This window comes from Blastococcus tunisiensis (genome assembly GCF_900112815.1).
GTDB classification, from domain to species: Bacteria; Actinomycetota; Actinomycetes; order Mycobacteriales; family Geodermatophilaceae; genus Blastococcus_B; species Blastococcus_B tunisiensis.
The window spans coordinates 94,816-112,837 of record NZ_FOND01000001.1 but is presented as its reverse complement, the minus strand read 5'-3'; the positions used below and the strand labels follow the sequence as shown (position 1 = coordinate 112,837).

Sequence of the window (18,022 nt, the reverse complement as noted above, 5' to 3'; positions counted from 1 at the left end):
GCGTCAGCTCACTTCTTGTTGCGTCGCTGGACGCGCGTCTTCTTCAGCAGCTTGCGGTGCTTCTTCTTCGCCATCCGCTTGCGCCGCTTCTTGATGACAGAACCCACGTGGTGCTCCCGACGTCGACTTGGGGGATTTCAGCTCGGAAGCGACAGCGGGAGAACCTTCCCGGTGTCGCTCGGCGACCGAGCGTACCCGAGCCACCGCGCGGCCATGGCATCGTCGCCCGCCGGGCGACACCGCCACCACGAGCCGACACCCGTCAGGTGGAGCCGCTTCGTCACGCCTGCGCGGACCCCTCCGGGGCCCACTCGGCCTGACAGCGCAATCGAGCGACGCCGTCGTCGCCGCCGCCTCTCAGGCGATGTCGGTGTAGGCGTCGCGCAGGTAGTCCTGCACGGCCCGCTCCGGGACGCGGAAGGAACGGCCGACGCGGACGGCGGAGAGCTCGCCGGCGTGGACGAGGCGGTACACGGTCATCTTGGAGACGCGCATCATGGCGGCGACCTCGGCGACGGTCAGGAACGTGACCGCGGCGCGGGGGGCCGGGACGCTGGGCCGGCCGAGCGGCATGGCGGCCGGGTGCTGGGCCGGGACGGGGCGGGCCATCGTGGCAGCCATCGGACGGCCCATGGGCCGGGGGCCGGGCACGCCCGGACGGGTCATGGCGGGAGCGGCTGCGCGCTGGGGCATGGTCATGTCTTCGTCTCCGGACCTAGCTCATGTCGTGGCGCCGGCTTCCCCACCGGCAACTGAACACGCATGCGCTGGTACAGAGCGTAAGGGGCTGACGTGACGGGAGCGATGGTTGAATCGAACAGGCGGACCGGTCCGTCCTCGGCAGAACTACACCAGTGCAACCCCGCAGAACTGTTGCCGCCCGCGTTTCGCGACACGGTGACGAGTCGATGACGCAGAGTGCTGGTGCCGTGTCGACATGTGGGCTACGGTGCCCGGTCCGCCGTCGCACCGGCCGCACGCATCCCACGGTCCTCGCGCGTCAGGTCCTGTCCCGGCCGGAGCCGCCCCCGAGCTCGATCGAGCGGGCGTGGGCCGCCTCGATGGCCGCCGTCATCGCCGCACGGACCCCGTGCCGCTCCAGCTCCCGGATGGCGGCGACGGTCGTCCCGCCGGGGCTCGAGACGGCCTCGCGCAGCTGGACCGGGTGCTCGCCCGAGTCGCGCATCATCACCGCGGCGCCCAGGGCGGTCTGGACCACCAGGTCGGCCGCCAGCGAGCGCGGCAGCCCGAGCAGGATGCCGGCGTCCACCATCGCCTCGACCAGGTAGAAGAAGTAGGCCGGCCCGCTGCCCGACAGCGCCGTGACGGCGTCCTGCTGGCTCTCCGGGACCCGGCGCACCTGGCCGACCGCGGCGAGCAGCGCCGCTGCCTCGTCCAGGTGCTCCTCGCCCGCGTGCGCGCCGGCTGACAGCACGCTCATCCCCTCGTCGACCAGGGCCGGCGTGTTGGGCATGACCCGCACGACGGGCACGCCGTCGGGCAGGGCCGCCTCCACCCGCGCGGTGGCCACGCCGGCGGCGACCGAGACCACGAGGTGGCCGGTGTCGACGTGCTCGGCCAGCCGGCCCAGCAGGACGTCGATGTCCTGCGGCTTCACCGCGAGCAGGAGCACCCGGGCACGCACGGCGGCCTCACCGAGCTCCACCGTCCCCACCCCGTAGCGCTCGGCGAGCTGCGCGGCCCGCTCGGGACTGCGCTCGCAGACCAGGATGCCGTCGGCTCCACCGCGGCGGACCAGACCGGACAGCAGCGCTTCGCCGATCTTCCCGCCGCCGATGATGGCCAGCCCCCGGCGCCCGGTGGGGGTCACGCCCGCGCCTCGATGCCGACCGGTCCCGCACAGGACATGACGAGCTCCCAGCTCTCGGAGGTGCTGTCGATCACGCCGGAAACCGTAGTGCGCCGGTGTGTGCCCCGTCCGGGCGCCGGGTAGCGGCGGCCCCATGGCAGGAGAACTGGACGGGATGAAGGTGGCCGTGCTGGCAGCGGACGGCGTCGAGCAGGTCGAGCTCGACCGGCCCTGGCAGGCGCTGGAGGAGGCGGGCGCGCAGCCGGAACTGGTCTCGCTCGCCAGCGGCACGATCACCGCCTACGACCACATCGACAAGGGCGACACCAAGGACGTCGACGCCGTCGTCAGCTCGGCCGACCCGGACGCCTACGGCGCCCTGGTCCTCCCGGGCGGCGTGATCAACGGCGACTTCGTCCGGGCCGACTCCGACGCCGTCGCGTTCGTGACCTCGTTCTTCGAGGCGGGCAAGCCGGTCGCGGCGATCTGCCACGCACCGTGGGTGCTCATCGAGGCCGACGTGGTGAAGGGCCGGCGGATGACGTCCTGGCCGTCGCTGCAGACCGACCTCCGCAACGCCGGCGCCGACTGGGTGGACGAGGAGGTCGTCGTCGACGGGAACCTGACCACCAGCCGCAAGCCCGACGACCTGGACGCGTTCTGCGCCGCGCTCGTCGAGGAGTTCGCCCGCGAGGACGAGGAGGAGCCGGCCGGCTGATCCGGCTCAGGAACCGGCGGCCAGCAGCCCGGCCGCCGGCGCGATCGTCAGCAGGGTCCCGGCGAACACCAGGACGGCGAGCAGGCGGGCGCCGATCGGTTCCCGTCCCTGCTTCTGCCGCCACACGCCGACGCCCGCCACCAGGCCGGTGACGGCCAGCGGGGCGAGCAGGACGGCGACGTGCGGGACGATCTCCCACAGCACGGTGGCGGCGAAGTAGACGGCCACCCCCGCGACGAGGGCGATCACCAGCTCCCCCGCGAAGCGCAGCCAGGCGAGCGCGCTCTCCTGCGGGGTGGCGTCGAGGTCGTCGTCCAGGCCCTCTCCGTCGCCGGCGCGGACCACCGGGATCGGGCCGGTCGAGGGGTGCTCGGCCTCGCGCGCCGCCCGGGACGACCCGCGCTGCGGGATGGGCCGGCCCGCGCGCCGGTCGAGGGCCGGGACCGGCTGGCTGTGCAGGGCCTCCCGGGGCGCCGGGGCGCCGGACACCGGAGCGCTGGGGACCGGAGCGCTGGGGATCGGGGCGCTGGGCATCGGCCCACCGGCAGGGACACCGGGCTTGCGGTCGGGACGCAGCCCGGGGATGGCGGCGGTGGACGGGTCGGGGGCCCGCCGCGTCTGCCGCCGTTCGGGCTGGCGCCGGCGCTCGAGGCCGGGTGGCGGTGCGCTGAAGTCGGGGCGGTCCGGTTCGTCCAGGTCGCTGCGCCGGCGGCCGTACCCGGTCCGGCCGGCGGCCCCGTCGGCCGCGGCGGCCTCGGCCCGCCGCTGGCGGATGCCGGTCTCCTCGGGGTCGTCCCAGGTCCGGCGGCGGGCGGCGCGGTTGGCCGATTCGATGCCGGCCTCGCGCAGGATCTCGGCGAGTGAGCGTCCCCCCGTGTCCGGGTTCCAGTCCGGCTCGGCCATCACACCCCTCCCAACGAGTCCAGCCTGCGCAGGATGACACCTTCCCGCAGCGCCCACGGACAGATCCTCACGCACCGTACGTCCAGCGCACGCATTGTGGCGGCAGCCACCACGGCACCGGCCGGAACCTGGTGGGCGCGATCGGGCGAGACCCCCCGGAGCTCGGCCAGGGCCGAGCTCTCGATCCGGGAGATGAAGCCGACCAGCTGGCCCAGCCCGTCGGTGGTGAGCTCGCGCGGGACTTGCAGCCCCGCCGAGTAGGGCGCGGCCCCCGTCAGCCGGGCGAGGGTGCGGAAGGTCTTGCTGGTGGCCGCCACGAGATCCGGCGTCCCCGCGCCGCGGAGCTTCTTCGCGGCGGGCTCGACCAGCCCGGTCGCGTAGGCGTCGAGCTCGTCCAGGGCCGCCAGGTCCGGCCGGCCGCCGCGCCGCGCACCGGGGAGGAACCGCCGGGTCATGCGGCCGGCGCCCAGCGGCAGGGACAGCGCGACGTCCGGGTCCTCGTCGATGCCACTGGCCAGCTCGAGCGACCCGCCGCCGATGTCGAGGACCATCAGCCGCCCGGCGCTCCAGCCGAACCACCGGCGGACGGCGAGGAAGGTCAGCCGGGCCTCGTCCTCGCCGCTGAGGACCTGCAGTTCCACGCCGGTCCGCTCGCGGACGCGGTCGAGGACCTCCAGACCGTTCGCCGCGTCCCGTATGGCCGAGGTGACCATCGCGAGGAGCTCGTCGCAGCCCTGCTTCTCGGCCTGCTCGCAGGCGTCCTGCACCGCGCTCAGCAGCGCCTTCTCCCCCGCCTTCGACAGCAGTCCGTCGTCCCCGATCTGCTCGGCGAGGCGCAGCAGCCAGCGGTCGTCGTGCATCGGCGTGGGGTGCGCGCCGCGGTGGGCGTCCACCACGAGCAGGTGCACGGTGTTCGAGCCGACGTCCAGCACCCCGAGTCGCATGCGGCCAGTCTGCACGGCCCGCACGCGCATAGGCTGGGGATGTGCCGGATGACGCACCCGCCGAGGTCCCGCTCGACTTCCCCCGCGAGTGGATCGAGTTCCCCGACCCGGCCGATCCCGGCCACGTCGTGCGGGCCGACCTGACCTGGCTGGCCTCCGCCTGGACCTGCATCTTCGGCCGCGGCTGCGCCGGCGTCGTCGAGGGGCGGCCCGACGACGGCTGCTGCAGCCACGGCGCCTTCTTCACCGACGACGACGACCTGGCCCGGGTCACCGCAGCCGTCGCCGACCTCACCGCGGAGGACTGGCAGCTGGCGCCGGTCGGGCGGGTGGCGTGGACGGAGGAGGACAGCGCGCACGACGACAGCGGGAAGGGCTCGCTGCGCACCCGCATCGTCGACGGCGCCTGCGTCTTCCTCAACCGGCCGGGCTTCCCGGGCGGGCAGGGCTGCGCGCTGCACCGGATGGCGCTGCGGACCGGCGTGCACCCGCTGACCACCAAGCCGGACGTCTGCTGGCAGCTGCCGGTGCGCCGGGAGCAGGAGCACGTGGAGCGCCCCGACGGCACGACGGTGCTGGTCTCCACGATCGGGGAGTTCGACCGCCGCGGCTGGGGACCGGGCGGCGCCGACCTGCACTGGTGGTGCACCGGCTCCCCGGTGGCGCACGTCTCCCCCGAGCCGCTGGTCGAGACCTACGCCCCCGAGCTGACCGAGCTGCTCGGGGAGGCGGCGTTCGCCGAGCTACGCCGGCTGACCGAACTCCGCCTCGACCACGGTCTCGTCGCGCCGCACCCAGCCAGCCCCCGGCCGGTGCCCGTCGAACTGCACCGGCGCCGCCCCGGCGGCTGACGCGGCACGGAACGTCTGCCGGTACGCGCGGGGGGAGACCCCGCGGCGGCGGGCGAACTGCTCCCGCAGCCCCGCGGCCGTGCCGAAGCCGACCAGCCGGGCCACCTCCTCCACGGGCGCATCGGTCTCCTCGAGCAGCTGCTCGGCAGCGGCCAGCCGCTGACCGAGGAGCCACGCGTGCGGCGTCGTCCCCGTCGTGGCCTTGAACCGGCGGGCGAAGCTGCGCGGGCTCATCAGCGCCCGGCGGGCCATCACCTCCACCGAGATGTCCTCCGCGAGGTGACCGGTCGCCCACTCGAGCACCGCGCCGAGCAGGTCGTCCTCGCACGCCGGGACGGGGGCGTCGATGAACTGGGCCTGCCCACCGTCGCGGTGCGGGGGGACGACCATCTCCCGCGCGAGGGAGTTGGCCGCCCCGGCCCCCCACTCCCGCCGCACGAGGTGCAGCAGGGTGTCGACCCCCGCCGCCGTGCCCGCGCCCGTGATGACCTGCCCGTTGTCGACGTAGAGGACCGACGGGTCGACGGTCACCGACGGGAAGCGGGCGGCCAGCTCACCGGCGTACTTCCAGTGCGTCGTCACCCGCTCGCCGTCGAGCAGGCCGGCCGCGGCGAGCACGAAGGCGCCGGTGCAGTGGCTGACGATCGTCGCGCCCCGGGCGTGCGCCGCCCGGAACGCGTCCAGCAGCGCGGGCGAGGGGACGCGGTCGAAGAGGTCCCACGCGGTGATGGAGACGATGTCCGAGCGGGCCAGCCGCTCCAGCCCGTTCTCGACGGTGATCGGGATGCCGGTGTCGGTGCGCAGGACGCCCGGCGCCTCCGCCACCAGGGCGAAGTCGAACAGCGGCAGGCCCAGGTGCCGCCGGTCGTAGCCGAAGACCTCGCAGGACACGCCGAGGCCGAAGCTGCCGACGAGGCCATCGGCGACGACGACGCTGACCACCAGTGGACGGTCGGGAGGAGCCATGCCGACATCATGGCAGAAAACGTGCGATAGCGGTCACTCCTGCCACTCGTCGTGATCGGACCGCGGCGCCAGGCTCATCCCATGCTCCTGATCACCTGCCCCGTCACCAGGACCGACGAGCTGGTCGCCGACCGGCGGATCCGCTCGGTCACCAACCACCCGACGCACATCGCCATGCACGTGGAGTGTCCGGCATGCGGGCGGGTGCACGTCTACCGGACCGGCCGGAAGCTCGCCGCCGCGGCCGCTCCCGTCCGGGAGGCGCCCGCCCTCGTCCCGGCCTAGCATCGAACACATGAGCGAACCGAACCAGAGCACCCCGCCGGCCGCGTCGCCGGAGAAGGACCCGTCCGACTGGGTGACCGGCGACGAACCGGCCACCGGTGCGCAGAAGAGCTACCTGGAGACGCTCGCCCGCCAGTCGGACGAGGACGTCCCCGAGGACCTGACCAAGGCCGAGGCCTCGCAGAAGGTCGACGACCTGAAGAACTGAGCGCCCCGGTGCTCAGGCCTCGAGCTTGTAGCCGAGGCCCCGGACCGTCAGCAGGTACGTGGGGTTGGCCGGGTCCGGTTCGACCTTGGCGCGCAGCCGCTTCACGTGCACGTCGAGGGTCTTGGTGTCGCCCACGTAGTCCGAGCCCCACACCCGGTCGATCAGCTGGCCGCGGGTGAGCACCCGGCCGGCGTTGCGCAGCAGGTACTCGAGCAGGTCGAACTCCTTCAGCGGGAGGGACACCTGCTCGCCGCCCACCGCGACGACGTGCCGCTCCACGTCCATCCGCACCGGGCCGGCCTCGAGCACACCGTCGGCGGACGGCGCCTCGGCCGCCTCGCCCCGCCGGCGCAGCACGGCGCGGATGCGGGCGACGAGCTCACGGGCGGAGTAGGGCTTCGTCACGTAGTCGTCGGCGCCCAGTTCCAGGCCCACCACCTTGTCGATCTCGGCGTCCTTGGCGGTGAGCATGATGATCGGCACGGTGCTGCGGCTGCGCAGCGCCCGGCAGACCTCGGTGCCGGGCAACCCGGGCAGCATCAGGTCGAGGAGGACGATGTCGGCGCCGCCCCGGTCGAACTCCGCCAGCGCGTCCGGGCCGCTGCCGGCGACGACGGCGTCGTAGCCCTCCCGGCGCAGCATGTAGGACAGCGCGTCGGAGAAGGACTCCTCGTCCTCGACGACGAGTACTCGGGTCATGACGCTTCCTTCGAGGAGTCGGCGGCGACGGGCTCGCCGTGGGGATCGGAGGTGGCACCGCTGGACAGCGGGATGCGCAGGGTGAACGTCGACCCCAGCCCCTCCTCGCTCCAGACGGTGACGGAGCCGCCGTGGTTGCTGGCGACGTGCTTGACGATGGCCAGGCCCAGACCGGTGCCCCCGGTGCTGGTGGCCCGCGACTGGTCGACCCGGTAGAAGCGCTCGAAGACCCGCTGACGGTCCTTGCGCGGGATGCCGACGCCGCTGTCGGTGACGGCGATCTCGGCGAACCCCGACCGGGCCCGTGCGGCGACGGCGATCCGGTTCGCGCCCTCGCTGTAGGCCACGGCGTTGGCCAGCAGGTTGGTCACCGCCGTCACCAGCTGGCTCTCGACCCCGCGGACGACGAGGCCGGCGTGCCCGCCGACGGCGATCTGCAGGTCCTTCGCGCGGGCCGCGGTGCGGGTGCGGTCGACCGCCTCGGCGATCACGTCGTCGACCTCTACGGGCACCAGCTCGGGCAGCGGCTCGCCGCCCTGCAGCCGGGACAGGTCGATCAGCTCGCGCACCAGCCGGCCCAGCCGGTCCGATTCCCGGGCGATGCGACCGGCGAACCGCTGCACGGCCTCCGGGTCGTCGGCGGCCTGCTCGATCGCCTCCGCCAGGAGGGCGAGCGCGCCGACCGGCGTCTTCAGCTCGTGCCCGACGTTGGCCACGAAATCCCGGCGGACCGCCTCGGTGCGCCGCGTCTCCGTGATGTCCTGGAGCACCAGGGCGACCGGACCGGGCAGCGGCACCGTTCCGCTGTGCAGCCGCACCCCGTGCACGCCCATCAGCCGGGGGCCGGCGCCGGCGAGGTCGCCGGGCAGTCGGACGTCGGCACGCCGGCTGCCACCGCTGCGCACGGCCTGCACCAGGGCGAGCAGCTCCGGGACGAGCAACCGGCTGCCGCGCACGATGCCGAGCGCGCGGGCGGAGGGGTTGGCCAGCAGGATGGCGTCGTCGACGTCCACGAGGACGACCGCGGGATCCATGAGGTCCAGCAGCCGGCGGGCGAAGGCGGCCTCGGGCGGGCCGACGGCCTCGGTGGGGGCCGGGCCGTCGAACGAGCGACGACGACCCAGGATGACGGTGGCGGTCGCGACCCCGCCCAGGACGAGGCCGACCACCAGGGCGACCAGCGGACTCACGACCCGATGCTAGGTCGGCGCGGGCCTCCGGACGCCGGTTCTGCCGCGAACACCCGCCCGTACGGGTCACTGTTCACCTGGGTGTGGGCCGCCGTTCACCGGGCAGCGCGGAACCGGGCCGGCACCCGTCCTACCCTCGGCAGCAACGCTAAGGGGAGGACGACAGACATGCGCGAGAGTTACGTCGAGGAGCTCGAGGACATCCGGAGCTGCCTGGTCGAGATGACGAACGCGGTCGGCTCGCAGATGAGCACCGCCACGACCGCACTGCTGGACGCCGATGTGGCGCTGGCCGACCTGGTCATCGCCGGCGACGAGCAGATCGACGCCACCCGGGAGAGCATCGACCAGCGCTGCTTCACCCTGCTGGCCCGGCAGCAGCCGGTCGCCACCGACCTGCGGACGATCGTCGTCTCCACCCGCATCGCCAGCGACCTCGAGCGGATGGGCGACCTCGCCGAGCACATCGCCAAGGTGGCCCGGATGCGGTTCCCGGACCACGCCGTGCCGCAGGAGGTGCGCCCGGCGTTCCTCGAGGCCGGGCACGTGGCGGAGATGATCGTGGCCAAGGCGGGCACGGTGATCTCCACCCGCAACCTGGACAAGGCCCGCGAGCTGGAGACCGACGACGACGCGATGGACCGCATCCACCGCGGCCTGTTCCGGGAGCTGCTGTCCGACAAGTGGCCGTACGGCGTCGAGACGGCCATCGACGTGACGCTGCTCGGCCGGTACTACGAGCGCTTCGCCGACCACGCGGTCAGCGTCGCCCGTCGCGTCGTCTACCTGGTGACCGGCGAGCGGCACATCCCGGAGGTCTCGACCCCCTGAGCTACTTCTTCCCCTGGTTCCTGACCGCCTCGATGGCGGCCGCCGCGGCGTCGGGGTCGAGGTACTCGCCGCCGGGCTTCGTGGGCCGCAGGTCGTCGTCGAGGTCGTAGCGCAGCGGGACGCCGGTCGGGATGTTCAGCCCGACGACCTCCTCGTCGCCCATGCCGTCGAGGTGCTTCACCAGGGCGCGGAGGCTGTTGCCGTGCGCGGCGACCAGCACCGTCTGCCCCAGCCGGAGGTCGGGGACGATCGCGTCGTACCAGTAGGGCAGCATCCGCACGACGACGTCCTTCAGGCACTCGGTCGTGGGCCGGGCCTCCGGCGGGAGGAACGAGTAGCGCGCGTCGCCGTCCTGGCTGAACTCGCTGCCGGGGTCGATCGGCGGCGGCGGGGTGTCGTAGGAGCGGCGCCAGGTCATGAACTGCTCCTCGCCGAACTCGGCGAGGGTCGCGGCCTTGTCCTTGCCCTGCAGCGCGCCGTAGTGCCGTTCGTTGAGCCGCCAGGAGCGCTTGACCGGGATCCACTGCCGGTCGGCCTCGTGCAGCGCCAGCTCGGCGGTCATGATCGCCCGCCGCAGGAGCGAGGTGTGGGAGACGTCGGGCAGCAGGTCGTGCTCGGCCAGCAGCCGGCCGCCCCGGGCGGCCTCCTCCCGGCCCTTGTCCGACAGCGGGACGTCCACCCAGCCGGTGAAGAGGTTGGCCTTGTTCCACTCGCTCTCACCGTGGCGGAGGAGCACCAGCGTTCCCGAAGAAGTCACCCGGTCATCCTGCCGGACGCCGGCCGGGACGCGAACCGGGGCCGCCGTCAGACGGGCGCACCCGCCGCGATGCGGGCGGCCGCCACGGCCTCGGCGATCAGCTCGCCGGCGCGGACGAGCTGCTCCTCGGTGTGCGTCGCCATGAGGGTCAGCCGGAGCACTCCCCGCCCGCGCGGGACGGCGGGGTAGGTCACCGCGTTGGTGTAGACGCCGGCGTCGAAGGCCAGCCGCCACGCGAGGCCGGTGACCTCGTCCCGCCCGGTCGGGACGGCGATCACCGCGCCCTCCCCGCTGACGGGGGCGGCTCCGTGGTCGGCGAGCACCTGGCGCAGCAGCTCGCAGTTGTCCTGCAGGCGGACCACCCGCTCCGGCTCGCTGCGCAGGATGCGCAGCGCGGCCAGGGCGGCCGCCACCGACGCCGGGTCGTTGCCGGCGCTGAACACGTACGGCATGGCCGACGCCCGGATGCCCTCGGCGGCGGCCCGCGAGGTCATGATCGCCCCGCCGATGCTGGCCAGCGCCTTGCTCAGCGCCACGGTGACCGCGTCGACGCGGGACAGCACCCCGAGCTGCTCGGCCGCGCCCCGGCCGGTCTTGCCGAGGACCCCGAGACCGTGCGCCTCGTCGACCACGAGCCGCGTCCCGTACCGCGCGCAGAGGTCGGCGATCTCGGCGAGCGGGGCCACCTCACCGGTCATCGAGTAGACGCCGTCGACGACGACCACGGCGCCGGCGCGGGGGTCGAGGGCGTCGAGCCGCTGGACCAGGCTGCCGAGGTCGTTGTGCCGCCAGCGCAGCGCCGTCCCCCGGCTGGCCGCGGCGGCGGCGTGCAGGCTGGCGTGGACGTGCCCGTCGACGAGCAGGACGTCGTCGGGCCCGCAGATGGTCGACAGCAGGGCGACGTTGGCGTTGACGCCGGAGGAGGTGAGCACCGCCGCCTCGGTGCCGTAGTGGTCGGCCAGCTCCTCCTCCAGTGCCAGGTGCAGGGCCGTGGTGCCGTTGAGGACGCGGCTGCCGGCGGTGCTGGTGCCGTACTGGGCCAGGGCAGCGGCGGCCGCCTCGACGACCCGCGGGTCGCCGGCCAGCCCGAGGTAGTTGCCGGTGCCCAGGTTGATCCGCTCGCGGCCGTCGGCGTAGCGCGTGACGGGCAGCGGCGCGCTGCTGGTCGGGACGGCCAGCGCGGCGTGGCCGGGGCCCTCGGGGTCGCGCAGCATCGCGGCGAGCGGGTTCTCCAGCAACGGGGCGAACGGATCGCGCCGGTCCGTGCGCGGCCCGCGGCTGTCCTGCTGCACCGCCGAACTCCCTTCCGGTCGCGCGGGGAGTCCCGGCTGTTCGCCGATCAGCCTCGACGGCCCGAGGGCGTGTCGTCAACCGTGCGTTCCCCCTCGGGGTCAGTCGGTGACCGGGCCCGCGGGCGGACGCCGGCCCGGCAGCCAGCGGAGGACGACGCCCGCCGCGACGAGGGCGGCGACGGCGGTGAACACCGCGGTGACGTGCATGGCCGACACGAATGCCTCCCGGGCCGGGCCCACGATCTCGACCGCGGCCCGCGCGGCGTCGCCGTCCCCGGTGCCCCGCACCTCCCGGACGGCCTCCAGGGTGGCGACGATGGACTGGCCGGCCTCGGCGCGGGCCCCGGGCGGCAGCGCGTCGACGCTGCTGCCGAGGAAGCCCGAGTACGACGCGGCGAGGACCGATCCCAGGATCGCCACGCCGAGGGCGCCGCCGATCTGGCGGACGGAGTTGTTGACCGCCGCCCCGGCGCCGGCCTTCTCCCGCGGCACGACCGACATGATCGACTCGGTCGCCGGCGCCATCACCATGCCCATGCCGAGGCCCTGCACCGACAGCACGGCCACCAGCAGCCACACCGGCGAGGTGAGGTCGAGCAGCTGGATGCCCAGGAAGGACAGCGCGATGAGCAGGAAGCCGGTGCCGCAGACCGCCTTGGCACCGTGCCGCTCGGCCAGCCCGGAGCTGCGCGGCGCCATGATCGCCATGCCGAGGGCGACCGGGATCAGGGCGGCGCCGCTCTGCAGCGGGCTGTACTCGCGGACGCCCTGCAGGTAGTAGACGAGGTAGAAGGTCGCCCCGAGCAGCGCGAAGAAGTTCAGCCCCAGCGCGGCGGCAGCGGCCGAGAAGGCGGGGTTGCGGAACAGCGAGACGTCCAGCGCAGGGTGCGTCGAGCGGCGCTGCAGCCACACGAACAGCGCCAGCAGGACCAGCCCGCCGACCAGCGGCACCAGCACGCCCGGCGTCGTCCACCCGGCGCCGGAGCCGCCGTGGATGATCCCGTAGACGATCCCGGTGAGGGCCGCGATCGACAGCAGCACGCCGGGGACGTCGAGCCGGCCGGGGGACGGGTCCTTCGACTCGGGGACGACGGCGAGCACGCCGACGATCCCGAGCAGCGCGACGGGGACGCCGACGAGGAACACCGAGCCCCACCAGAAGTGCTGGAGCACCGCGCCGCCGGCCAGCGGCCCACCGGCGACCGCGATGCCGGCGGTCCCGGCCCAGATGCCGATGGCCCGGCCCCGCTCCCGCGGGGGGAACACGTTGGTGAGGACGGCCAGGGTGGTCGGCTGGACGGCGGCTCCGCCGATGCCCATGACCGCGCGCCAGGCGATCAGCTCCAGCGGGCTGCTGCTGAACGCGGCGAGCACCGACGCCAGGGCGAAGATCGTCAGGCCGATCAGCAGGACCCGGCGGCGGCCGATCCGGTCGCCGACGACGCCCCAGGTGAACAGCAGGCCGGCGAACACCAGGATGTAGCCGTCGATGGCCCACTGGAGCTCGGCCTGCGTCGCGCCGAGGTCGCGCTGCAGGGTGGGCAGGGCGACGTTGAGGATGGTGTTCCCCATGATCACCACGAGCAGGCAGACCGTCATGGTCGCCAGCACCCACCAGCGGCGGGCGTAGCCGGGCGACGGCTCCTCCGTCGGGGTCAAGGCCGGCGGGTGGGATCCGCGAACGCGGCGAATGCCTCGAGGTTGCGCAGCGACTCCCCTCGCTTGACCCGCCACTCCCACTCGCGGCGGATCGAGCTGCCGAAGCCGATCTCCAGCATCGCGTTGAAGTGGTCGTCGGCGTAGCTGAGCACGGAGCCGAGGATCCGGTCGAGCTCGTCGGGGGTGACGGCCGCGAGCGGGAGCCGGCCGGTCAGGTACACGTCGCCGACGCCGTCGATCGAGTAGGCCACGCCGTACATGCGCGCGTTGTGCTGCAGCAGGTAGGTCCACAGCTGCTCGCGGTTCTCGTCGGGCTGGCGGCAGACGAAGGCCTCCACCCGGAGCGCGTGCTCGCCGACGACCAGGCCGCAGACGGTCTTGAGCTTCTTGGTGCCGGGGAGGTCGACCAGCCACGTGCCGGGCGTCGGGTGCTCGTGCACCAGCTCGCTGTCGCGCAGGGTCTGCTCGATGACGGCGTCGAGCTCGGCGACGCTCCGGCTCATCGGGCCACCCGGGCGCCCGGGAGGGCGCGGAGCGGGCCGATGGTGGGGCGCACCCGCTGCGGGACCCGGCCCATCTCCTCGGCGGCGGAGGTGTAGGCGGCGACGAGGGCGTCCGCGGTGCGGTCCCAGGAGAAGAGGCCGGCGTGCCGGCGGGCGCCGGCGGCCAGCAGCTCCCGGCGGGCCAGCACGGTGCGGACCGCGGCGGCGTAGTCGCCGGGGTGGTGCCCGTCGACGAGCACGCCCGAGACGCCGTCCCGGACCGCCGTGCGCAGGCCGCCCACGGCCGCGGCCACGACCGGGGTCCCGCAGGCCTGGGCCTCCAGCGCCACCAGCCCGAAGGACTCGTTGTGGCTGGGGACGACGGTCACGTCCGCCGCCCGGTAGTGCTGCGCGAGCCGCTCGGGCGGCTGCGGCGGGAAGAACGTGACGACGTCGGCGATGCCGAGCGACGCCACGAGCTTGTGCAGCTGCTCGGGGGCCTCCAGCCCGGAGCCGCTGGGCGCACCGACGACGTGCACCCGGAGCCGGCGGCGGAGGCCGGGGTCGTCGGCGAGCAGGCGGGCCGCCGCGTGCAGGAGGACGTCCGGCGCCTTGAGCGGCTGGATGCGGCCGACGAAGAGCAGCACGACGGCGTCGTCGGGAGCGCCCACGGCCCGGCGGGCGGCGGCCCGGCCGCCGGGAGAGAAGCGGTCGAGGTCGACTCCGGGCGGGACGACGAGGGTGCGGGCCGGGTCGGCGCCGTAGAGGCGCACCAGCTGGCGGGCCTCCTCGTCGGTGTTGGCGATCAACCGGTCCGCCTCGGCGACGACCTGCTCCTCACCGATGACGCGGGCGCGGGGTTCGGGGCGGTCACCGTCGGCCAGCGCCTCGTTCTTCACCTTGGCCAGCGTGTGCGCGGTGTGGATCAGCGGCACGCTCCAGCGGTCCCGGGCCAGCCAGCCCACCTGCCCGGAGAGCCAGTAGTGGGAGTGGACGACGTCGTAGTAGCCCGGCTCGTGCTGGGCCTCCTCGCGCAGGACGGCGGCGGTGAAGGCGCACAGCTGGGCGGGCAGCTCCTCCTTGCCCAGGCCCTCGAACGGGCCGGCGCTGACGTGCCGGACCGTCACGCCCGGGCTCATCTCCACCACGGGCGGGAGGTCGCTGGAGGTGGCGCGGGTGAAGATGTCGACCTCGACGCCGCGGGCGGCCAGCCGGCGGGACGCCTCGACGATGTAGACGTTCATGCCGCCCGCGTCACCGGCTCCGGGCTGGTCCAGCGGGCTGGTGTGCACCGAGAGGGTGGCCACGCGCCGGGGCGTGCCGGATCGCGGCGAGCGGCGAGCCGGCACGTCCGACCTCCCCGCTCTCGATCCGCTGATCCGGGGCCCGATCGGGCCCCCGTCGACTGTCCATCCTGCAACAGCGTCAGGATGGGGTTCATGCCCGGTACCGACTCCTCCCACTCCCCCGTCGCCCGTCCCGGCCGGTCGCTGCCCGGTTCGGGCCGCACCGCCGTCGTCAGCGGCGCCTCCAGCGGGATCGGCGCGGCCACCGCGTCCCGGCTGGCCGCGGAGGGCTTCGATGTCGTCCTGGGTGCCCGGCGGCTGGACCGGCTGGAGTCGCTGGCCGCCTCCATCGGCGGGCGCGCCCTGCCGCTGGACGTGACCGACCCGTCCTCGGTCGAGGCGTTCGCCACCGCGGTGGACCGGGTGGACGTGCTGGTCAACAACGCGGGCGGGGCCTTCGACGCCGCCCCGGTCGCCGAGGCCGACCTGGACTCGTGGGCGCGCACCTACGAGGTGAACGTCCTCGGGACCGTCCGTCTGACGAAGGCGCTGCTGCCGGCGCTGCGGGCGTCGGGTGCCGGTGACGTGGTCTTCGTGGGCTCGACCGCGGGGCTGGTCTCCTACGAGGGCGGGGCGTCGTACACGGCGGCCAAGCACGGGGTGCACACGCTGGCCGAGACGCTGCGGCTGGAGCTGAACGGCGAGCCGGTGCGGGTGCTGGAGATCGCCCCCGGGATGGTGCGCACCGAGGAGTTCTCGCTGAACCGGCTGGGCTCGGCCGACCAGGCGGACGCCGTCTACCGCGGGGTGCGCGAACCGCTGGTGGCCGACGACGTCGCCGACTGCATCGCCTGGGCGATCACCCGGCCGCACCACGTCAACGTCGACCTGATGGTGGTGCGCCCGCTGGCCCAGGCCGCCCAGCACAAGGTCGCGCGGGAGAGCTGAGCCACTGCTCGGCGTCCCACTCCTGGTCGCCGGCATCGGCGGCCGGACTCGGGTCGGCCGCGGAGACCGCGACCTACGACGACCGGAGCCGCTCCAGACGGTGACCGGGGACGTTCACGGGCGGACGGCGGTCGGCTCGCGTTCGAGTCTGACGCCGAACTTCTCGTGCGCCGTCGCGGCGATCCGGTCGGCGAAGGCGAGCAGCTCGGCCGACGTGGCGCCGTCCTCGGTGGTGAGGGCGAGGCTGTGGCGCGACGACGTCCCGACGTGGCCGTCCCGGGTGCCGCGGCCGAAGCCGGCGTGCTGGACCAGCCAGGCGGCGCTGAGCTTGACCATGCCGTCTGCGGCCGGCCAGCTGGGGCAGCCGTCGACCGCGCGGTCGGCCGGCACGATCGGGTTGGTGAAGAAGGAGCCGGCGCTGCGGCTGTCGGGGTCGGCGGGGTCCCAGACCATGCCCTTGCCGCGGCGCAGGTCGAGGACCGCGGCGCGGACGTCGGCCAGCGGGGCCGCGGCACCGATCTCCACACCCAGAGTGCGGGCGAGCTCGGCGTAGGAGACCGGCCGGGACAGCTCGCCCGGGAAGAGCCGGAACGTCACCTCGAGGACGACGAACCGGGCGGGGGCGCGCTTGAGACGGCTGTCGCGATAGGCGAAGCCGCAGTCGGCGGGCGAGAGGATCCGCTCGGCCTTCTCCGCCCTGTCCCAGACGCGCACGGCCGTGATGGTCTGGGCGACCTCCTGCCCGTAGGCGCCGACGTTCTGGATCGGGGTCGCGCCCGTCGAGCCGGGGATGCCCGACAGCGCCTCGATCCCGGCCAGTCCGTGCTCGACCGTGTGCGCGACCAGCGCGTCCCAGTCGTGCCCGGCCTGCACGGTGAGGCCGTCGCCCGATCGCTCGATGCCCCGGGAACGGACCAGGACGACGTCGCCGGGCCAGCCCTCGTCGGGTGCGACGACGTTCGATCCGCCCCCCAGGACCAGCAGCGGCCGGCCGGCCTCGTCCGCCTCACGCACGGCGGCGACCAGCTCGTCCGCCGTCCCCACCTCGACGAGTCGCTCGACCGGGCCGCCCACGGCCAGCGTGGTGAGGTCCGAGAGCCGGACGTCGCGTCGCACCTGCACGTCACCACGCTAGCCGGGACTACCCTCCATGCCGGTGAGCGAGGCGGGAAGCGACCACAAGCAGAGGGCATCGCTGTCACCTCAGCCGCACCGCAGAGCCCCCCGGCTGGCCGCCGGCCGGGCCCGGGCGCTCGGGCTGCCGACCCGCGGGACCACGAACGCCAATCGCCTCCGCCGGGTGGACCGCTGGCTGGTCGCCACCCAGGCGCCCCGGATCCGCGACTCGCCCCGCCCGCTGGTGGTCGACCTCGGGTACGGCTCGTCCGCGGTGACGACGCTGGAGCTGGTCGACCGGCTGAGCCCCGAGGTGGACCGGCTCGAGGTGGTCGGCCTGGAGATCGACCCGGAGCGGGTGGCCGCGGTCGAGGCCGATCGCGATCCGCCCCGCGTGGACTTCCGGGTCGGGGGCTTCGAGCTGGCCGGCCTGCAGCCGGTGCTCGTCCGGGCGTTCAACGTGCTGCGGCAGTACGACGAGGTCTCCGCCGCACGCGCCTGGGAGACCATGTGCGCCGCCCTCGCCCCCGGTGGCGTCCTCGTCGAGGGCACCTGCGACGAGTGGGGGCGGCGTTCGGCCTGGGTGGCCCTGGACGCCGACGGCCCGCTGACGCTCACGCTGTCGGCACGCGTGTCGGACATCGCGACGCCGTCGGATCTCGCCGAACGGCTGCCGAAGGCGCTGATCCACCACAACGTCCCCGGGCAGCCGGTGCACGAGTTCCTCCGCGCCTTCGACGCGGCCTGGGCAGCGGCGGCGGGGCTCTCGACGTTCGGCCCGAGACAGCGATGGGTGGCGGCGGTCGAGGCGCTGGCGGCCCAGGGATGGCCGATGGTCGGGTCGACACGGCGGTGGCGGCACGGCGAGGTCACGGTGCGATGGTCGGCGGTCGCCCCGATCTGAGGCGGCCGGCCGTCCACAGCTGACTGGTCTGTCCACAGTCGGGATTCCTGCTGGTCAGATCGGTGCGGAGTGGATATTCTCGAACGCATGTTCGATCAGTCGCGGCTGAGCGTGGAGGACCGGCCCTCGGTCCTCGAGGCGTTGCTGCGCGCCACGCTGGCCGGCCGGTCGGC

General features: G+C 74.2%; 21 protein-coding genes. 7 read left to right on the top strand and 14 right to left on the bottom strand.

Translation table 11 applies throughout. The features are described 5' to 3' along the window. Window positions 1–8: 8 nt before the first annotated feature. The 3 genes from BM142_RS00505 to proC form a co-directional block, all read right to left on the bottom strand. Entirely contained in the window at window positions 9–107 is a 99-nt protein-coding gene (locus tag BM142_RS00505; RefSeq protein WP_012854759.1) for a 30S ribosomal protein bS22, read from the bottom strand. A 250-nt stretch (window positions 108–357) separates the two neighbouring features. Further along, a complete protein-coding gene (locus BM142_RS25730; RefSeq protein WP_254790441.1) occupies window positions 358–699 on the bottom strand; it encodes a helix-turn-helix domain-containing protein in 342 nt (113 codons plus the stop codon). A 301-nt stretch (window positions 700–1,000) separates the two neighbouring features. Continuing rightward, complete coding sequence (gene proC, locus BM142_RS00495) at window positions 1,001–1,831, bottom strand: pyrroline-5-carboxylate reductase (RefSeq protein WP_217640509.1); 831 nt, start codon at window positions 1,829–1,831, stop codon at window positions 1,001–1,003. 133 nt (window positions 1,832–1,964) lie between these two features. Between proC and BM142_RS00490 the strand changes: the two genes are divergently transcribed. Next, window positions 1,965–2,528, top strand: a complete 564-nt coding sequence (locus BM142_RS00490) for a type 1 glutamine amidotransferase domain-containing protein (RefSeq protein WP_092194839.1) — start codon at window positions 1,965–1,967, stop codon at window positions 2,526–2,528. A gap of 6 nt (window positions 2,529–2,534) precedes the next feature. On the opposite strand, the gene BM142_RS00485 is transcribed toward BM142_RS00490, so the two are convergent. Next, window positions 2,535–3,431, bottom strand: coding sequence for a flagellar biosynthesis protein FlhF (locus tag BM142_RS00485; RefSeq protein ID WP_092194838.1), 897 nt, complete (start codon window positions 3,429–3,431; stop codon window positions 2,535–2,537). After that, complete coding sequence (locus BM142_RS00480; protein ID WP_092195160.1) at window positions 3,431–4,375, bottom strand: Ppx/GppA family phosphatase; 945 nt, start codon at window positions 4,373–4,375, stop codon at window positions 3,431–3,433. The genes BM142_RS00485 and BM142_RS00480 overlap by 1 nt, the downstream gene beginning before the upstream one ends. 41 nt (window positions 4,376–4,416) lie before the next feature. Between BM142_RS00480 and BM142_RS00475 the strand changes: the two genes are divergently transcribed. Continuing rightward, window positions 4,417–5,226: a DUF3109 family protein gene (locus tag BM142_RS00475; protein WP_092194837.1), complete on the top strand. Its 810-nt coding sequence runs from the start codon at window positions 4,417–4,419 to the stop codon at window positions 5,224–5,226. On the opposite strand, the gene BM142_RS00470 is transcribed toward BM142_RS00475, so the two are convergent. After that, window positions 5,119–6,192: a helix-turn-helix domain-containing protein gene (locus tag BM142_RS00470; RefSeq protein WP_092194836.1), complete on the bottom strand. Its 1,074-nt coding sequence runs from the start codon at window positions 6,190–6,192 to the stop codon at window positions 5,119–5,121. The two genes, BM142_RS00475 and BM142_RS00470, sit on opposite strands and share 108 nt — an antisense overlap. 81 nt (window positions 6,193–6,273) lie before the next feature. Here BM142_RS00470 and BM142_RS00465 point away from each other — a divergent pair, with 81 nt between their 5' ends. Together BM142_RS00465 and BM142_RS00460 are read left to right on the top strand one after the other, a co-directional pair. Further along, the gene (locus BM142_RS00465; RefSeq protein WP_092194835.1) at window positions 6,274–6,477 is read left to right on the top strand and encodes a hypothetical protein; all 204 of its coding nucleotides are present in this window, start codon (window positions 6,274–6,276) and stop codon (window positions 6,475–6,477) included. 10 nt (window positions 6,478–6,487) lie between these two features. Next, entirely contained in the window at window positions 6,488–6,685 is a 198-nt protein-coding gene (locus BM142_RS00460) for a DUF3072 domain-containing protein (protein WP_092194834.1), read from the top strand. Between the two features lie 12 nt (window positions 6,686–6,697). On the opposite strand, the gene BM142_RS00455 is transcribed toward BM142_RS00460, so the two are convergent. Together BM142_RS00455 and BM142_RS00450 are read right to left on the bottom strand one after the other, a co-directional pair. Next, a complete protein-coding gene (locus BM142_RS00455; RefSeq protein WP_092194833.1) occupies window positions 6,698–7,384 on the bottom strand; it encodes a response regulator transcription factor in 687 nt (228 codons plus the stop codon). Further along, complete coding sequence (locus tag BM142_RS00450) at window positions 7,381–8,574, bottom strand: sensor histidine kinase (protein WP_092194832.1); 1,194 nt, start codon at window positions 8,572–8,574, stop codon at window positions 7,381–7,383. The genes BM142_RS00455 and BM142_RS00450 overlap by 4 nt, the downstream gene beginning before the upstream one ends. Before the next feature lie 168 nt (window positions 8,575–8,742). Here BM142_RS00450 and phoU point away from each other — a divergent pair, with 168 nt between their 5' ends. After that, window positions 8,743–9,405, top strand: a complete 663-nt coding sequence (gene phoU, locus BM142_RS00445) for a phosphate signaling complex protein PhoU (RefSeq protein WP_092194831.1) — start codon at window positions 8,743–8,745, stop codon at window positions 9,403–9,405. Between the two features lies 1 nt (window position 9,406). Here phoU and BM142_RS00440 read toward each other — a convergent pair whose 3' ends face one another. The 5 genes from BM142_RS00440 to mshA all read right to left on the bottom strand — a co-directional run bounded on the left by BM142_RS00440 (window position 9,407) and on the right by mshA (window position 14,902). Further along, the gene (locus BM142_RS00440; RefSeq protein ID WP_092194830.1) at window positions 9,407–10,162 is read right to left on the bottom strand and encodes a phosphoglyceromutase; all 756 of its coding nucleotides are present in this window, start codon (window positions 10,160–10,162) and stop codon (window positions 9,407–9,409) included. A 47-nt stretch (window positions 10,163–10,209) separates the two neighbouring features. After that, window positions 10,210–11,454, bottom strand: a complete 1,245-nt coding sequence (locus tag BM142_RS00435; RefSeq protein WP_092194829.1) for an aminotransferase class I/II-fold pyridoxal phosphate-dependent enzyme — start codon at window positions 11,452–11,454, stop codon at window positions 10,210–10,212. A 99-nt stretch (window positions 11,455–11,553) separates the two neighbouring features. Continuing rightward, window positions 11,554–13,113, bottom strand: coding sequence for an MFS transporter (locus BM142_RS00430; protein ID WP_254790440.1), 1,560 nt, complete (start codon window positions 13,111–13,113; stop codon window positions 11,554–11,556). After that, complete coding sequence (locus BM142_RS00425) at window positions 13,110–13,616, bottom strand: YbjN domain-containing protein (protein ID WP_092194828.1); 507 nt, start codon at window positions 13,614–13,616, stop codon at window positions 13,110–13,112. Before BM142_RS00425 ends, BM142_RS00430 begins: the two co-directional genes overlap by 4 nt. Further along, window positions 13,613–14,902 (bottom strand): D-inositol-3-phosphate glycosyltransferase, encoded by a 1,290-nt coding sequence (mshA, locus tag BM142_RS00420; RefSeq protein WP_254790439.1) that lies wholly within the window; start codon window positions 14,900–14,902, stop codon window positions 13,613–13,615. The genes BM142_RS00425 and mshA overlap by 4 nt, the downstream gene beginning before the upstream one ends. A gap of 132 nt (window positions 14,903–15,034) precedes the next feature. On the opposite strand from mshA, the gene BM142_RS00415 reads away from it, so the two are divergent. Next, window positions 15,035–15,829, top strand: a complete 795-nt coding sequence (locus tag BM142_RS00415) for an SDR family oxidoreductase (RefSeq protein ID WP_092194826.1) — start codon at window positions 15,035–15,037, stop codon at window positions 15,827–15,829. A 114-nt stretch (window positions 15,830–15,943) separates the two neighbouring features. Here the strand turns inward: BM142_RS00415 and BM142_RS00410 are convergent, their stop codons facing one another. Then, window positions 15,944–16,951, bottom strand: a complete 1,008-nt coding sequence (locus BM142_RS00410) for a UDP-N-acetylmuramate dehydrogenase (protein ID WP_092194825.1) — start codon at window positions 16,949–16,951, stop codon at window positions 15,944–15,946. 34 nt (window positions 16,952–16,985) lie between these two features. Between BM142_RS00410 and BM142_RS00405 the strand changes: the two genes are divergently transcribed. Beyond that, window positions 16,986–17,849: a class I SAM-dependent methyltransferase gene (locus BM142_RS00405; protein WP_254790438.1), complete on the top strand. Its 864-nt coding sequence runs from the start codon at window positions 16,986–16,988 to the stop codon at window positions 17,847–17,849. The last annotated feature ends 173 nt before the right edge of the window (window positions 17,850–18,022 follow it).

Coding starts and splice junctions, on each gene's coding strand:
- BM142_RS25730 (WP_254790441.1), bottom strand. CDS start 699: ATGACCATGCCCCAGCGCGCAGCCGCTCCCGCCATGACCCGTCCGGGC.
- BM142_RS00490 (WP_092194839.1), top strand. CDS start 1,965: ATGGCAGGAGAACTGGACGGGATGAAGGTGGCCGTGCTGGCAGCGGAC.
- BM142_RS00485 (WP_092194838.1), bottom strand. CDS start 3,431: ATGGCCGAGCCGGACTGGAACCCGGACACGGGGGGACGCTCACTCGCC.
- BM142_RS00480 (WP_092195160.1), bottom strand. CDS start 4,375: ATGCGACTCGGGGTGCTGGACGTCGGCTCGAACACCGTGCACCTGCTC.
- BM142_RS00470 (WP_092194836.1), bottom strand. CDS start 6,192: ATGGCTCCTCCCGACCGTCCACTGGTGGTCAGCGTCGTCGTCGCCGAT.
- BM142_RS00465 (WP_092194835.1), top strand. CDS start 6,274: ATGCTCCTGATCACCTGCCCCGTCACCAGGACCGACGAGCTGGTCGCC.
- BM142_RS00460 (WP_092194834.1), top strand. CDS start 6,488: ATGAGCGAACCGAACCAGAGCACCCCGCCGGCCGCGTCGCCGGAGAAG.
- BM142_RS00455 (WP_092194833.1), bottom strand. CDS start 7,384: ATGACCCGAGTACTCGTCGTCGAGGACGAGGAGTCCTTCTCCGACGCG.
- phoU (WP_092194831.1), top strand. CDS start 8,743: ATGCGCGAGAGTTACGTCGAGGAGCTCGAGGACATCCGGAGCTGCCTG.
- BM142_RS00425 (WP_092194828.1), bottom strand. CDS start 13,616: ATGAGCCGGAGCGTCGCCGAGCTCGACGCCGTCATCGAGCAGACCCTG.
- BM142_RS00415 (WP_092194826.1), top strand. CDS start 15,035: ATGCCCGGTACCGACTCCTCCCACTCCCCCGTCGCCCGTCCCGGCCGG.